Source organism: Paenibacillus aurantius (assembly GCF_032268605.1).
Lineage (GTDB): Bacteria > Bacillota > Bacilli > Paenibacillales > NBRC-103111 > Paenibacillus_AO > Paenibacillus_AO aurantius.
Map to the genome: position 1 here is coordinate 4,840,121 of NZ_CP130318.1, position 15,214 is coordinate 4,855,334.

General features: G+C 60.2%; 10 protein-coding genes and 2 tRNA genes. 4 read left to right on the forward strand and 8 right to left on the reverse strand.

What is annotated here, in order from left to right; translation table 11 throughout:
* Positions 1–204: 204 nt before the first annotated feature.
* Together MJA45_RS21895 and MJA45_RS21900 are read left to right on the forward strand one after the other, a co-directional pair.
* Positions 205–570, forward strand: coding sequence for a cupredoxin domain-containing protein (locus MJA45_RS21895; protein ID WP_315604024.1), 366 nt, complete (start codon positions 205–207; stop codon positions 568–570).
* Between the two features lie 168 nt (positions 571–738).
* Positions 739–1,425 (forward strand): SDR family NAD(P)-dependent oxidoreductase, encoded by a 687-nt coding sequence (locus MJA45_RS21900; protein WP_315604025.1) that lies wholly within the window; start codon positions 739–741, stop codon positions 1,423–1,425.
* A 152-nt stretch (positions 1,426–1,577) separates the two neighbouring features.
* On the opposite strand, the gene MJA45_RS21905 is transcribed toward MJA45_RS21900, so the two are convergent.
* The 4 genes from MJA45_RS21905 to pheS all read right to left on the reverse strand — a co-directional run bounded on the left by MJA45_RS21905 (position 1,578) and on the right by pheS (position 8,550).
* Positions 1,578–2,129 (reverse strand): CvpA family protein, encoded by a 552-nt coding sequence (locus tag MJA45_RS21905; protein WP_315604026.1) that lies wholly within the window; start codon positions 2,127–2,129, stop codon positions 1,578–1,580.
* Entirely contained in the window at positions 2,130–4,844 is a 2,715-nt protein-coding gene (zapA, locus tag MJA45_RS21910; protein WP_315604027.1) for a cell division protein ZapA, read from the reverse strand.
* Positions 4,845–5,032: 188 nt separating this feature from the next.
* A complete protein-coding gene (gene pheT, locus MJA45_RS21915) occupies positions 5,033–7,483 on the reverse strand; it encodes a phenylalanine--tRNA ligase subunit beta (RefSeq protein ID WP_315604028.1) in 2,451 nt (816 codons plus the stop codon).
* 32 nt (positions 7,484–7,515) lie between these two features.
* Complete coding sequence (pheS, locus tag MJA45_RS21920; protein ID WP_315604029.1) at positions 7,516–8,550, reverse strand: phenylalanine--tRNA ligase subunit alpha; 1,035 nt, start codon at positions 8,548–8,550, stop codon at positions 7,516–7,518.
* Positions 8,551–9,203: 653 nt separating this feature from the next.
* On the opposite strand from pheS, the gene MJA45_RS28675 reads away from it, so the two are divergent.
* On the forward strand, positions 9,204–9,287 hold the full coding sequence (locus tag MJA45_RS28675) for a putative holin-like toxin (protein WP_407083170.1): 84 nt from the start codon (positions 9,204–9,206) through the stop codon (positions 9,285–9,287).
* Positions 9,288–9,664: 377 nt separating this feature from the next.
* Here MJA45_RS28675 and MJA45_RS21925 read toward each other — a convergent pair whose 3' ends face one another.
* The 4 genes from MJA45_RS21925 to MJA45_RS21940 form a co-directional block, all read right to left on the reverse strand.
* Positions 9,665–13,408, reverse strand: a complete 3,744-nt coding sequence (locus MJA45_RS21925) for a heparinase II/III domain-containing protein (RefSeq protein WP_315604030.1) — start codon at positions 13,406–13,408, stop codon at positions 9,665–9,667.
* A gap of 199 nt (positions 13,409–13,607) precedes the next feature.
* Positions 13,608–13,681: transfer RNA gene (locus tag MJA45_RS21930), tRNA-Gly, on the reverse strand.
* Positions 13,682–13,701: 20 nt separating this feature from the next.
* Positions 13,702–13,778 (reverse strand) — tRNA-Pro (locus MJA45_RS21935).
* 79 nt (positions 13,779–13,857) lie between these two features.
* Positions 13,858–14,157: a DUF1294 domain-containing protein gene (locus tag MJA45_RS21940; RefSeq protein ID WP_315604031.1), complete on the reverse strand. Its 300-nt coding sequence runs from the start codon at positions 14,155–14,157 to the stop codon at positions 13,858–13,860.
* Positions 14,158–14,281: 124 nt separating this feature from the next.
* On the opposite strand from MJA45_RS21940, the gene MJA45_RS21945 reads away from it, so the two are divergent.
* Positions 14,282–15,205, forward strand: a complete 924-nt coding sequence (locus tag MJA45_RS21945; protein ID WP_315604032.1) for an aldo/keto reductase — start codon at positions 14,282–14,284, stop codon at positions 15,203–15,205.
* Positions 15,206–15,214: the final 9 nt, after the last annotated feature.

Sequence of the window (15,214 nt, forward strand, 5' to 3'; positions counted from 1 at the left end):
CATCCTCACACCCCCGGTGCTTTTTCAGCAGCGGGGATGCTTTTTTCTCCGAGAATAGGTCCAAAATCCTTCACCGGATTGTCACCACACGGCACGCCCTTTTTCCCTTAGAATGGTAATCAAAGAGGTCCGCAGACGGCCGAAGCATCATGATAGTTACCGCCGTCGGAAACGGAACCATTAACCAGCTGGAGGGAAAAAGGTATGCGTAAAGTGGGATTGGCCATGGCCGCGATCATGCTTATGCTCGCATTGGCGGCATGCGGCAAGGAAGAGCCGAAAGCGGTGGATACGGCGGCAAGCGCCAACGCGCGGGAGATCAAAATCACCGCTCAAAATTTCGATTTTGACCAGAAGGAAATCCGCATCAAGAAGGGCGAAACGGTTAAATTCACCCTGGAGAACAAGGAAGGGATGCACGGCATGGAGGCCAAGGAGCTCGGCCTGAACGTGAAGGGCGGATCGAGTCAAACCATTACCGCCGACAAAACGGGAACGTTCAACCTGAAGTGCTCCATCATATGCGGAGCCGGCCATGGGAACATGGTCTCAAAAATTATCGTGGAATAAGACCACGGGGATTGATTAGCCTTCCGGCTTTTCCGGAGGGCTTTTGTCTTTGGGGGCTATTATAAGGATTTCTTGGAAGGACCTTCAAATAGTGTTATGGGCCGGCGGGTTCCGCTGCTTCCCTGGATTTGGTATGCTGAAGATAATCTTAGCAAGGGGGTAGGAATGATGGGTCTTTTCGATAAAGTGGTATTGATCAGCGGAGCGGGAAGCGGGCTTGGGGAAGCGGCGGCGGTAACCCTGGCGGCCAAAGGAGCGGTTGTCCTGCTGTGCGGACGAAGAAAAGACCGGCTGGAGGCGGTCCGGGACCGGATCGAAAAGCAAGGCGGACGAGCGCATGTACTTGCCGCAGACGTCTCCTCGGAAGCCGAGGTGACCCGGCTGTTCCGGGAAGCCGAGCGGCTCTGCGGACGGGTGGATGTCCTGATCAATAACGCCGCCGTCTTCCGGCCCGGCTCGGTCGCGGAAACGACACTCGAGGACTGGAACGAGCAGCTCTTCACGAACCTGACGGGTGCTTTCCTGATGACCCGGGCCTGCCTGCCCCTCATGCGTAACCAAGGCTACGGACGAATCATCAACGTCACCTCGGGAATGGCCCAGAACGGAGCCGGGGGCTTTGCGGCCTACAGCGCCAGCAAGGCCGGCTTGGAGTCCTTGACCCGGACAACGGCCGACGAGGAAAGCGGCTCCAACATCCTGGTTAATCTGTTTAATCCCGGCACCATCAAGACGGAAATGCACGCCACCGGCCGGGACCCCTATTCCGTTGTCGGAGAATTTGCCAGTCTTGCCGACCTGCCGGATCGCAGCTTCACCGGCCGGCTGGTGGACGCCGCCGTAAGGATCCCCTAAAAGGGATGCGAATGCTCTAACGAATAAGGCACCAGCCGACTTGAGGGCTTTTCGCGGAATCCAAAAAACGCCCCTTCTCCCGACATGGCACCAGATGCCTATCGAGAGAGGGGGCGTTTGGCTTGCAGACGATCTTTCGCATTGCAGTTCGGTCAAGGGTTCCTTCCCGGCCAGATGGGAAGGGTATCCAGCAGGCCCGGCAGGCTCTCCATCACGAACGTGGCCAAGCGGGAGCGGGTCATGGCCTGCTGGATCGGGTCCGAGGGCACGACCGACAAGACGTGCACCAGCACCCAGAACAGCAGGGCGGCTTCCAGAAAGGAAAGCGCGGCGCCTCCCCAGCGGTTTAAGCTGTTCAAACCCGGCACCTGAGCTATCACGTTCAGGACGTGGCCTATGACGGACAGGGCGATTTTGACCGCAAAGAAGATAAGGGCGAAGGCCAGCGCCCGCAGAATGTAATCTTCGAGCCGCAGGCTCTGAACGGCATACTCATACTTCTTGTAGGAGAAGAAGGCTTCGAGAGGAAGCCACTTCGCCAGCACCGGCGCCAGGGCCCCGGCGTACTTGTAGGCGGCCAAATAGGCCAGGATCAGACCGGCCAGCGAAACGAGCTGGCCGATCAGTCCCCGCCTGTAGCCGACAACGAGGGCGAACAGGAAGCCCGCTGTCACGGCTACATCAAGAGTAGTCATCGCCGGCATCTATTTGGGGCTCGGCTCTTCGCTTTCCATGACAAGCTCGATCCATTCGTTATATTCCTTCTTCAGAAGCTCATACTCGTTCTGCAGCCGGCTGTATTTCTCCGCCAGTCCCATCTCCGCCTGCTCCCGGCTATCGAACCGTTCCTTCTCCTGGTGAAGCGCAAGCTCCAGCCGCTCGGCCTCACGCTCCCGCCGTTCCAGCTCCTCCTGCTGTTCGCTGTACAGCTCCTGCAGGGTGCGGTACTCGCTGTCCAGCGAATCCGCGCGGCCGGCTGCGGCTTCCAGCTGACCGGACAGCTCGCTGAGCCGGTGCTTCGCCGTCCGGAGCTCTTCCTCCCGCTCCCGGGCGAGGCGTTCGTTCTTCTCCCGCTCTTCCTTAAGACTCCGCTCGAGCGCTTGGAGCTTTCGGCTTTCCTCGGCGTGTGCGCGCTCCCGCTGAGCGGCCTCCGTAAGAAGAGCCACGTGCGTCTCTTCCTTCTCGGCCGCCTCGGCTAGACGGGAAGCGGATGCCGCTTCCCGCTGCAGCGCCTGGTCACGTTCGGAACGGAGGGAGAGCAGGACGTATTCCATGCTCTCCTTCTCCTCCGTCCAGCGACGCTTCTCCTCACGCAGCTGCTCCTCCCGGCGCTCGAGCTCCGCATTCACGCGGTCCAGCTCGGCACGGCGGCGGGCTTCCTCCTCCGCCAGCCGGCCGTCCGCTTCTTCCTCGGCGAGCGTCAGCATCTCGGTCGCGGCCGCCTCGGCCTGCGCGACCTTCTCCGCCGCTTCGGCCTTCACCTGCTCCAGCTCCCGGGCAGCGGCCGCTTCAAGCTGAGTGATCCGCTCGGTCGCCTTCGCTTCCGCCCCACGCAGCGCCTCGGCCGAAGCTGCCGCCTCCCGGGCGGACCGCTCGGCGGCTTCCGCTTCTACGCGGGACAGCTTGTCCTGCAGAGCCCGGCGGGTCTGTTCCCCTTCGGCCTCCACGAGAGCCAGCTGCTTCTCGTAGGCCTCCCGGGCCTTTTCTCCCTCCGCTGTGACTTGCGACAGCCTCGCTTCGAGAGCCTTGCGGGCATCCTCCGCCTCCGCCTGCACCTGGGCCAGCTGCTCTTGATGGAGCCGCCGTGCACGGTCGCCGTCCGCCGTCGCCTGCGCCAGTCTCGACTCCAGCGCCGCCCTGGCTTGGGCCAGCTGCTCCTCCCGTTCCTTCAGCGCCTGCTCCTTCTCGGCCACGAGGCGCTTCTGCTCCTCCTCCGCCTCTTCCATGAGGGCGAGCTGGGCCAGCTCCTGCTCGTCCTTCAGACGGCGGAGAGCATCCTCCTGCCCCTCCCTGGCGCGGCGAAGGGCCTCGGCATGCTCGTCGCTAAGACGCTGCAACGTCTGGGCCTGCTCCTCCCGAAGCACTTGAAGGGCATGCTCGCGCTCGCCCATAAGCCGCTTCTTCTCCTGGAGGCGGACCGTCTCCGCCTCGCGGAGCTTCTCTTCCTGCTCCTTGGCGAGGCTTGCCCGCTCCCCCTTCAGCGCTTCCTCGAGACGGGCGGCCGCTTGGCTTTGCAGCTCGGCGATGCGGGCCTCCGTCTCCCGGCGCACCTCATTAAGGCGGGCTTCCGCCTGCATGAGCTGCTCCATCAGCTTACCCTGCTGCTGCTCGAAGCCGTCGGTCAGCTGCAGGCGCATGCGCTCCTTCTCCTCGGCGGCCAGCTTCAGCTGCATCTCCTGCTCCTCACCTAGACGCAGACGCTCCATCTCGAGCTCGTCCTCGAACCGCGTCTGGTCCTCGAGCCGCAGCTGCTGCGACCGCTCCTGCTCCTGGCGGACGGCCTCGTCCAGGCGGGCTCTCGCTTCCGCATGCAGCTCGTCCAGACGGACAAGGGCCGCTCGGCGTTCCTCTTCCCTGGCCGCCCGCTCCTTCGCGAGCTCCTCCACAAGGCGCACCTGCTCCTGCTCGAGCTTCTCCCGCGCCGTCGCCGTTTCCGCCTGCAGCCGGTGCAGCTCCTCCGTCAGCTCGGAGTACTCGCGGGATTTCTCCTGCTCCAGCTCGCGCAGCACTTCCATCTCTTCGGTCCGCTCGTGGATCACCTTGTCCCGCTCGGCCAGCACTTCCGCGTGACGGCGTTCGAGCTCCGACAAGCCCTCCGCGTGCTGCTTCTCGAGCTTCGCCCGTTCCTCCGTCCAGCGGGCCTGCTCGGCCTTGCGGGCGTTCTGCAGCTGGGTCAGCTCCTGCCGGACGGTGGTCAGCTGCTGGTTCAGCTTCGCCTGCTCGTCGAGCTGCATCCGCAGCTTGCGCTCCGTTTCCTTCTCGCGCTCGATCGACCGGTCCAGCTCCGCTTCCTTGGCCTGCGTCTGCTGCTCCAGAAGCTTCCGCTCTTCGGCCCAGCGCCCCTGCTCCTTGCGGTACTTCTCAATCTCCTCGCGGAGTCCCCGGGCCGTTTCCTTGAGCTTTTCCTGCTCTTCGGTAAGCTTGATATGTTTTTCTTCCATTTCCCGGAGGGCAATCAGCTCGTCGATGGCCTGATCCAGGTCGTTTTTTATTTTCAAATGGTCGTCCGCCATGTTTACGGCCGCCAGAACCGCAATTTTCGTCGTGTCCAGGCGCCCGTCGCGGTTCGCAATCTGGTGCATATGATCGTTCACATGGGCCGCCACCCGCTTCATATAGCCGATGCTGTGATTGCCCATTAGGCGATAGCTCGTTCCGTATATGTCAACCGTTAGACGTGTTCTTTCTTCAGAGTTCACTCTACTGTGCCTCCTTCCCATGCGTAAAGGCCGGTTTCACCGACACACATCGGCCCTGCCGCCCATTCGTTAAGCCGCTTCCCGTCTCTCCCCGACCGTTCGGTCCAGAAGGAAGGAAGAATCACTCTTCGAAAGCAGTCGGAAAAAGCCTTACGTATCCACTTCGGCAAAACCGGCCCGGTTTCCTGCTATTTTCTTAATTCCGCCTCAAAAGTTTGTTCGAGCGCTGTCACAACCTTGCCATGAAGCTCTGTTACCTCTTCATCCGTAAGCGTGCGCTCGGGATGACGGTACACGAGCGACAGTGCCGCACTCTTGCGCCCGGCTCCCAGCCGCTCGCCGGTGTAGATGTCGAACACCTGGATGGACTCGAGAAGGGAACCCGCCACCTCGCGCACCTTCGCCTGAAGAGCGCCTACCGGGGTTTCCTGGCGGACCACCACCGCGATGTCGCGGGTCATGGCCGGGTAACGAGGCAGGGAGGCATAGTCGATGGCCAAATCGGCAGCCCCCGCCAGCGTATCGAGCTCAACCTCGAGCAGGTAAGTCTCCTCGAGATCATGCTCCCGCTGCAGCTCCGGATGAAGCTGGCCGATTCGGCCGGCCCACTTCTCCCCGTCCTTCGTGATCAAGGTGATGTCGGCGGTTCTTCCCGGATGGAAGCCCTCCGGCTGGGAAGCTTCGTACCGGACCTCCTGGATGCCCAGGAAGGACGTGACCTTCTCAAAAACACCCTTCAGGTCATAGAAATCGGCCTTCGCCGGCTTGCCCGTCCAGTGGATCGGCTGCTTTGAACCGGTAAGAAGCATCCCGAGCATCATCTTCTCCTCCGGAAGCTTCGTCAGCTGCTCCTCCTTCGTGAGGAACACCTTGCCGATCTCGAATACCGCCACGTCCTCATTGCTGCGGTTACGGTTGTAGACAGCCGTTTCGAGCAGATGCGGAATAAGGCTCGTGCGAAGCGTGCTGCGTTCCTCGCTCATCGGCATGGCCAGCTTCACCGGCAGGGAGTCCGTATAAGCGCCCGGGAAGGCGGCGATTTGGCCGGGATGGGTGAAGGAGTAAGAGATGACCTCGTGCAAACCACTGCCCGTTAATAACGTTCGAAGGCTGCGGCGGATTTGCTGCCCCCGGGTCAAGGACCCCGGTGTGGTAATTCCTGTCATCAGGGTTGTCGGAATTTTGTCGTACCCGTGCAGACGGGCGATCTCTTCAATCAGGTCGACGCTGCGGGTAATGTCCCCGCGCCGGCTCGGCACTCGCACATCCAGCGCTTCCTCGGCATCGGACGCTTCCCCGTAGGTGAAGTGCAGCCGGTCGAGGATCGCTTTCACCTCGTCCAGGGCAAGCTCCGTGCCGAGATAGCCGTTTACCTTGGCGAGGGTGAGCCGGATGTCGACCGGCTCGCGGCCCGCCGTAACGGCCTCCACGATGCCTTCGGCCGAGCGTCCGCCGGCATAACGGCAGATGAGAGAGGCGGCCCGGTTCAAAGCGTCGATCACCGCTTCGGGATTGACCTCTTTTTCGAAGCGCAGGCTCGCCTCCGAGCGGAGCCCCAGCTGCCGGGACGTGCGCCGCACGGAGGAACCGGAGAACTTGGCGGATTCGAGCACGATCCGCTTCGTCCCGGCGGTTACCTCCGAGTTCGCGCCGCCCATGACACCGGCAATGGCGATCGGCTTCGCGCCGTCTGTGACAAGCAGCATATGCGGCTCCAGCTTGCGCTCCACATCGTCGAGCGTCACGATGGTCTCGCCCTCGTTCGCGAGCCGCACGTCGATGCGCCCGCCTTCGAGGCGGTCCGCGTCGAACGCGTGCAGCGGCTGCCCGTATTCGAGCATCACATAGTTCGTTATGTCGACGATGTTGTTAATCGGCCGGATACCGGCGGCCATAAGCCGGTTCTGGATCCAGAGCGGCGCCGGGCCGATCTGCACATTCTCGATCACACGGGAGGCGTAGTGCGTGCATTGCTCTTGAGCGGTGATCGAGACGCTCAGCCGGTCGACGGCCGGTTCGGAGGAGGAGACAAGCCCCTCCTCCGGAGAGGGAAGCTTAACCTCACGGCCGAGAATAGCGGCGATCTCATAGGCCGTTCCGAGCATGCTAAGGGCGTCCGAGCGGTTCGGCGTCAGGTCCAGCTCCAGCACGCGGTCGCCGATGGCGAGCACGTCCAGGATGCTTTCGCCCACTTGAACGTCCTCCGGCAGGACGAGAATGCCCTCCTGGATTTCCTTCGGCAGCAGGCGGTCGTTCAAGCCGAGCTCCTTCGCCGAGCAGATCATGCCCTGCGACTCCACGCCGCGCAGCTTCGCGCGCTTGATCTGGAGCCCGTCCGGCAGCTTCGCGCCCACGAGGGCGACGGGAACTTTTTGCCCGGCCGCCACATTTTTGGCCCCGCAGACGATTTGCAGGTCTTCGCCCTGTCCCGCATCCACGATACATACGTTCAGCTTATCCGCATCCGGGTGCTTCTCCTTCGACTTGACGTAGCCCGCGACCACCTTCTCCACGCCTTTGTTGCGGTCCTCGACAGTGTCGACCTCGATGCCGCTCCGGGTCAGCTTCTCCGCCAGATCGGCCGCGCTGAAGCCGGATACGTCCACATAATCGGACAGCCATTGGTAAGAGACTTTCATCTATTTTACACGTCCTTTTACTAGTCTATGGTTTAAATATGAACGAACTGCTTCAGGAACCGGAGGTCGTTCGTGTAGAAATGCCGGATGTCGTCCACGCCGTACTTCAGCATGGCGATGCGCTCCACACCCATTCCGAAGGCGAACCCGCTGTACTCCTCCGGATCGTAGCCGGCCATCTCCAGCACCCGGGGATGCACCATCCCGGAGCCGAGAATCTCGAGCCAGCCCGTCTGCTTGCACACCCGGCAGCCGCTGCCGCCGCACATGACGCACGTGACGTCCACCTCCGCACTGGGCTCCGTGAACGGGAAGAAGCTCGGGCGAAGCCGGATCTCGGTCTCCTTGCCGAACATCTCCTGCACAAATTGCAGCAGCGTTCCCTTCAGGTCGCTCATGCGGATACTGCGGTCGATGACAAGGCCTTCAATCTGCGTAAACAGATGGGAATGGGTGGCGTCGTCGTCATCGCGGCGGTACACCTTGCCCGGGCAAATGATCTTGACCGGCACCTCGCCCTTCATCCGCTGCATCGTCCGGACCTGAACCGGCGACGTATGGGTGCGCATGAGAATCTCGTCCGTAATGTAGAAGGAATCCTGCATGTCGCGCGCCGGGTGGTCCTTCGGCAGGTTCAGCGCTTCGAAGTTATAATAATCCTGTTCGACCTCCGGACCCTCTTCAACGGTGTAGCCCATGCCGACAAAAATATCCTCGATCTCCTGGATGACCTTGCTCAGCGGATGAACCGCTCCTTGCGGAGACGGGCGGCCGGGCAGCGTCACGTCGATCGTTTCCCCGCGCAGGCGCTCCTCCGTTTCCTTCCGCTGGTAGTCGGCCTGCTTCGCCTCGATGACCTCTTCGATGGCGGACCGGACCTCGTTCGCCACCTGCCCGATCACCGGCCGCTCTTCGGCGCTCAGGGCTCCCATGCCGCGCAAAATTTCGGTGAGAGGGCCTTTTTTGCCGAGGTATTTGACCCGGAGGTCGTTGAGCTGCTGGCTGCTCTCCACCTGGGACAACTCGCGCAGGGCCTCTTCCTTCAATGCTTCCAAACGTTCTTTCATCGTTTTCCCTCCGTTTATAAGTGCTCGAAGCTTCAAGCCGAAACCAAAAAAGGCGCCTCCCATCCCCCGTAAGGGACGAAGACGCGCCGTGGTACCACCCTTGTTAAGCCTATAGTCGCATGACTAAAGGTCACACGCCCGGCTTCACTCTGTCGAATAACGGTTCGATAACCGGTGCCCCCTACTGTCGTGCGGCTCCATGCCACGCGGGTTCAAGGGACTGCTCGGGAGGGAACTTCGGCAGCCTGGTTCCGTAGGAACGCTCTCAATCTCCGGCGTCCCTTCCCTGTAAGGAAGCACTGCTTACTTATCTCCGTCTAAGCATTTGGCTGGTTGTCAGCTTGCATGAGGCTTGGTTGTTATCCGTTATTATAGGAGAAATAGACGCGGGATGCAACACGCACTCCCCTTCCGCAAAGAAAACAGCGAAGCCGCCCCCTTCCCTCTCCGTTCAGGAGCTGCGAATACGGGCGCTCTCTGTCGAATAACCACGGTTTGTCCCTTCTGCAAAATAGACTAATCAGCGGACAAGATCCATCAAAATATATATCTAAAGATATATACTATACGTCATAACCCCCGGATATACTATACTACTCCCTCTATTTCCCAAACGGTGATCGGTCAGCCTCTCCGCTAGGAGGTGATGCCCGATGGAAGTGAAAGACGCTCTGACACTGATGATCTCTTTCGCGACATTGGTGCTGATGATTCTTTCGTTCCCTAAACAGAAATAGCCTCCCCTGCGCTTTTGGCCGAGCCGGGAGGGCTATCTGGTCGGTACCCGTATTGCCGATCACTGTTCCTTTTCGGAGTGACCGCGGGTTTCCTTCCTCTGCGGTCTTTTTCGGTGTTTTCCTCACCGGTGAACCGCACTCTTCTGTATTGTACGGAGAGACGCCTCCGAATATGACCGGGTCCGCTTCTGAAAATTTGGTGAAAAAAAGAGGCGGTTGGGAGGAACGGGATTCCCCCGCCACTCTTCAAGCATAAAGCGGCGGGGGTACCCGCCGCCTGCTTGAGGAAGAACGCCCCTCGTCTTGGGAAAAAGCGATAATCATATAGCTGATCCAATTGGCGTTGACACCACGCCGCAAATAGCGGCCGCTTTCACTTATGGTGCGGCAGGTCCGGTTAAGGCAAAACGGGTTTCGCCGGACCAGGAGGTAAAGGGATAGAACACCATGCGGGAGGCCGATTCGCTGGTGATCGTAAAGCCAGGATCCGTGTTGTCGAGCACCAGATGCGTATCCTCCCCTTCCTTACGGATTCCCTTCACTCGGTAGCCGTGTGCCGTGCCGTCGGGATGGGTCACGATGAGCGTGCGTCCCGCCAAGGAGGAAGGAACGGCAGCCTTCGTCACGAAGGCGTCATAGGGCTTTCCTTCCACCGCCCGCCAGACATCATCTATCGTTCCGCTGGCGGCTTGGCCTTCCACGATCCGGCTGCCCTTCTTCAGCGTGGTTCCAGCCAAGAGCTTCATCTCGGTAACGGCTCCATTCACCAGGCGGACGAAGCCCAGCTTACCGGTCAGTTCCATATCGCCGACGACAAAAGGTTTCCCGTTATTAAGAGGCGAGCTGAGGATAATATCCGTGGTGTCGCCGTAATGAACGGCTACCGCGGTATCTCCTTCCGCGGAAGGAGACGCCTGGAGGCGTTCGACGCTCTGAATGCGTCCTTGGGCTCCTGCCGCCGCCGGCTCCAGCGCCGTGATGAAGGTGCTGGTCAGATTCGTTCCCTCGCGCCGAAGCACGAGCTTCGGCATGGTGGTCTTATCCACGAGGTCGTTGCTGTCTTTCTTCGTATCCAGCCGGGTGCTCCGAATGTCGGGAGAACGGCCGAGGAAGAGTTCATTCTCCCCGGGCTCGGTCAGCCCGTGAATAAACAGGCTCCCGGTCTCCTGCCCGCTGGCCGTCGTCTTCAGCGCCACCTCGTATCGGCCGTCTTCTACCTTGGCGCTCTGGACGTCCCGCACGTATAGATAGCCGTAATACTCGCCGCCTGCCGAGCCTTTGTCCGTTTCGAGCTCCGGTTCGACGACCGGGGTTCCCGGAGGCAGCAGATACGGGCCGTACGGCTTCAAGGGCAAAGAGGTGGTAAATTCGCCATCCCGCGTGGCATCCCCCTGAAGCGTGTATTCGTGGCGGGAGCCGCCTTTTACCCGGAACAGGTCGAGGACGTATCCCTGCCCGTCAGGGGCATCCGCGAAAGGAATGAACCAGGGCTCCCGCATGTATTGCGAAACTCCGGTGTACGCCGGCTCCTGACTGGCCTGCATCACTTGAACCCCGTTCTTCGAATCCGCGAAGGTCCGGATGCTGCCGCCGTGCTTGGCCGCATCGGTGGAAACCGCGTCCTTGCCATCGACCACCACCGTGTTATGAGACAGGGTCGACGTGGCCCACTGCCGGTACTTCGTATGGGTATACCCCAGATCCGGGAGCAGCTCCTGCCCGTTCGCGAAAAGAGTCAGGTTCAGCGGATCGTGATGAACGTGCCCGTACTTCGGCTCGAACATCATATAGAGCTGCGACTGCTTCACTCCCTCGCCAGCCGTCAGCCTGGCTATTCCGGAGGCCGGAAGCAGGAACGAGCCGGCTCCCGTATTGGGATTCGCGACCTTCTCCGAAGCCCACGTGTCCTGGATCGGAAGCGTGCTGCCATTCGGGTAGGCGGTCAGCCTCGGGATTTCCCGCGACCGGTTGAGGATAGGGAAGCGGGAAGCTTCGTCCAGTTCGCTTAGGGCGGTTCCGGTTCTCGGAGGAATATACCCGGCGGGATCGCTCCACCCGTCGAGCAGCTGCAGGTTGGCGAGAAGCCCGTTCGTGCTTTGGTTATGGTAGGAAACCGTCACTTCCTTCCAGAACCCGTCAAACAAATGGTTGTTGGCGGTATAGGTTTCAAGACGCTCGATGGCGTCGTGAACGTAATCCGGTTCTCCAATGTCATTGCCGATCTGAATAAGTCCTTTCCAGACGTTGTAATCGACGTTGGAATTCAGAACGGCATAAGACCGGTTGAAATCAACCGAGGGCTTGAAGACGCTGTCCACAATCAGCTTCCGGACATCCGTTCCCACCTCCTTGGACAGAAGGGCAAACGCATTCGTTTGGTCCACGGCCGCGAAGGCGTTCGAAAGGCTGCTCAAAGCGGCCAGGTCATTGTAGAACCAGCGGGTCCACACCCCGCCCCAATACGGATTCGGAGGACCCGCTTTGGCATCGAGGGGGTAGTTGTACCAGGTATAGTCCTGAACCGGCACATAGCCGGGATAAACCTGGGCGAACCGGTACAGCATGCGCGCGGCTCCAAGCGGATCGCTGGCCGCGACGACCTTGGTCTGGGCCATCGTATATTCCTTCTGCTTGAACCAGACGTGGGCCGTGTGAAAATACCTTCTTCCTTCCGAATCCTCGTAGTAGGGATATTCGACGGTTTGCCCAAGGGCGTTCACCGCGGTTAACACCTTGTCCTCTGGATACAGCGGATTCGGGTAAGTAAGGGGACTCTTGGGACTCGTCAGCTGATCCGGTTTATCCGGGCTCCAATTGAACAGCTGGTAGGGACGGAGCTCCGGATGGTCGGGCAGGCCCGCCCAAATAAACCCGACCTTATCCGGAATAAGGTCGATCAGCTTCTGAACCGGCTCGGAGGCCGGCGCGTAGACCACCTCCGTTACCTGCTTATCGGGCTCCGGCTGGCGCGCCGCCTTCTCCCCGGCGGCAATCGCATCCTCCCGGTCAAGCAGCAGGACGGCGCGGCGCAGCTGCCCGCTTGTCTCGTTGATTCCCCAGATTTCGAGCCGGTACAACCCGGCCTCGAGCATTCCGGGATGAATGAAATGCACGGCCCATTCCCCTTGAGAAAATTCTGATTGCGTATCCAGAACAGTCCTTTTCCCGCTCGGGGTCTGCCAAAGAATCTTAACCAGGGAATCCGGGGTGATTCCCTCCTCCTTGCGCAGCGTCAAGGTTTTCTCCGCGAAGCCGTCATACTGGACGCGGAGGCTGCTCATCTTCCAGGGGCTTACTTTCCAGGGGCCGTTCTTTCGCTCCGGCAGGAAGGAAGTTGGCTTCGGAAGCTCCCGGAAGGACAGGCTGCCGAGCCGGTTCTCGCCACCGACGGCCGCTTGGAGCTTAAAACGGGCCGGCAGGTCATCGAAGAAGGACTGCCGCACGGGAACCCAGGAGCTGGCCGGTTCGGAGCCATGGCGGTACCGGAGGACATTGAACCCCCATTCGTCCCCGGGCTGAATGGCGGGAGCGCCGAGCGAGGAAAGCGGAATCCGGGCCTCCACCTTCCATTCTTTTTCGGATTGGCCCTTCGCCCAAGAGAACGCCTCCTCTTTCAGAACGGTGATACCTGGACCGAGCTCCGTCAAATAACTTTTTCCGTTCTGGGTCTCCAAACGAATGGGAATTTGATAGAGGTCCGCCGAATCGCCGCTCGGCTTAACCACAACGTCTATCTCCTCGAGAAGTGTGGGAGTGGAATCCGTGGATACCTGCCCCTTTATCGCGAGATACAGATTCCCGGAATCGTAAGCGACCTGAACCTGGGTAGTGGGACCGGCAGGACGGTTGTCATAGAACGTGACGAAATCCCCCAGCGCCGGCGCCGTTTGCCAAACCGCTTCCTCGAGCCTTCCGTCGACCTGCGGGGGGCCGGACACCTCCGGCACCACCGCCGTCCGGTTGAGCCAGTGGCGGATGTCCGGCGCGCTGCCCCTCTCCTGTCCCTGAGCCGGGATCGCGGGGGCTCCCGTTAAACCGGCATAAGTCACGTCGAACGGACCCTGGACAAGCAAGGCGGCTGCCAGGCTGGCCGCGAGCGGCCAAGCAATCTTTTTTCGCACCCTCTTCTTCCTCCTTTATCGTCTATTGGTAAGCGTTTGCAGATTATGGGCGTCTAGTTGTATTATAGTTGTATTTTTCTGCCGTTGAATGGGTACATGGGCCTGTCTCTTCGTTTCCTAAGCCTCGGGAGATTAATCCGGAAACAGCAAAAAAGCTCCCTGAAGGAAGCTTCCGTAAGTAGAGCTATTAAGTTTAAAGTGGAGCGGGTGATGGGAATCGAACCCACGCTACCAGCTTGGAAGGCTGGAGTTCTACCATTGAACTACACCCGCATGTGCCTAGGGCTTGAAAATGGTCGGGACGACACGATTTGAACATGCGACCCCCTGGTCCCAAACCAGGTGCTCTACCAAGCTGAGCTACGTCCCGACGGCTTTTAGCGACAAGTGATAATATATCACGTTCTCTTTATAAAAGCAATCTTTATTTGGACGGAAATTTCTGCCGCTCAGCCCGCCAGCTTCATGAGCAGATAACCGAAGACGACTCCGTTCACGAATAGCAGCAGGGGCACCCCTATCGTGAAAGAAGCATGGAGCGTTTTGTGCCGGAACTGCTTCATGCCGAGCAGGATCCCGAGCGCCCCGCCCACGGCCGCCGTCAGAAACAGTCTCGCCTCGGGGATGCGGCGCCTCTTGCGCTTGGCCCGCTTTTTATCGCTGTACATCATAAGGAAGGCCACGGCATTCAGTATGCCCAAGTACCCCCATATCCAAACCGCCACTTCCCTCACTCTCCTCAGGCTCATTGTAAGGCATCCGCCTGGCGGCGGCAAGACAAGGCTATGGGTCCTTTTGACACCGGTGGGACGCGAGGTTTAAAGTTAAAGGGAAATGCCATCACCATAACCATATTTCTAGGAGGGACTATCCATGAAATACCGCAGGCTTGGCAAAACGGGTATGAAGGTGTCGGTTGTAGGCGTAGGCACCTGGCAGTTCGGAGGAGAATGGGGCAAGGCCTTTACCCAGGAGGAGGCGGACCGGGTGCTCCGGCGCGCCAAGGAACTCGGGATCAACCTGATCGATACGGCGGAATGCTACGGGGACCATCTGTCCGAATCGCTGATCGGCGGTTTCCTTCAGAAGGACAAGCGCGAGGATTGGGTAGTGGCCACGAAGTTCGGGCATCACTTTCACGACAAATTCAAGCGAACCGATGAATATTCCCCCGAGCAGGTGCTGAAGCAGCTCGACGGCTCCTTGAAAGCGCTGCAGACCGATTACATCGACCTCTATCAGTTCCATTCGGGGCCGGACGCCGCCTTTGACAACGACGAGCTGTGGACGCTGCTGGACAAGCAGGTGCAGGCGGGCAAAATCCGCCACCTCGGCACATCCATCGGCAGCAACGACAACCTGCATCAAACCGCCGCTTCCTCGAAGATCGGCTCCGAGGCCATTCAGGTGGTTTACAACCGGCTGGACCGCAAGCCGGAGGAACGGGTCTTCCCTTCCTGCATCGAGCAGGATCTGGGGGTTCTCGCCCGCGTCCCTCTCGCAAGCGGCTACTTGAGCGGCAAGTATAAGCCGGGCGCCAAATTCGGCGAGGGCGACGTCCGCCACCGGCATGACCCGGAGCAGGTGGACAAGAAGCTTCGGGAGGTCGAGGACATCCAGCGCAACGAAGTGCCGGAGGGCACGAACATGGCGCAGTGGGCGCTCGCCTGGTGCCTGAAGCATGACGCGGTCACCGCGGTCATTCCAGGCTGCAAGGACGAGGCGCAGGTCGAGGCCAATGCCAGCGCCGTAGAGCTTCTTAGCGACAATCATCCGCAGGCTTGGAAGGAAGAATAGGAAAACGCC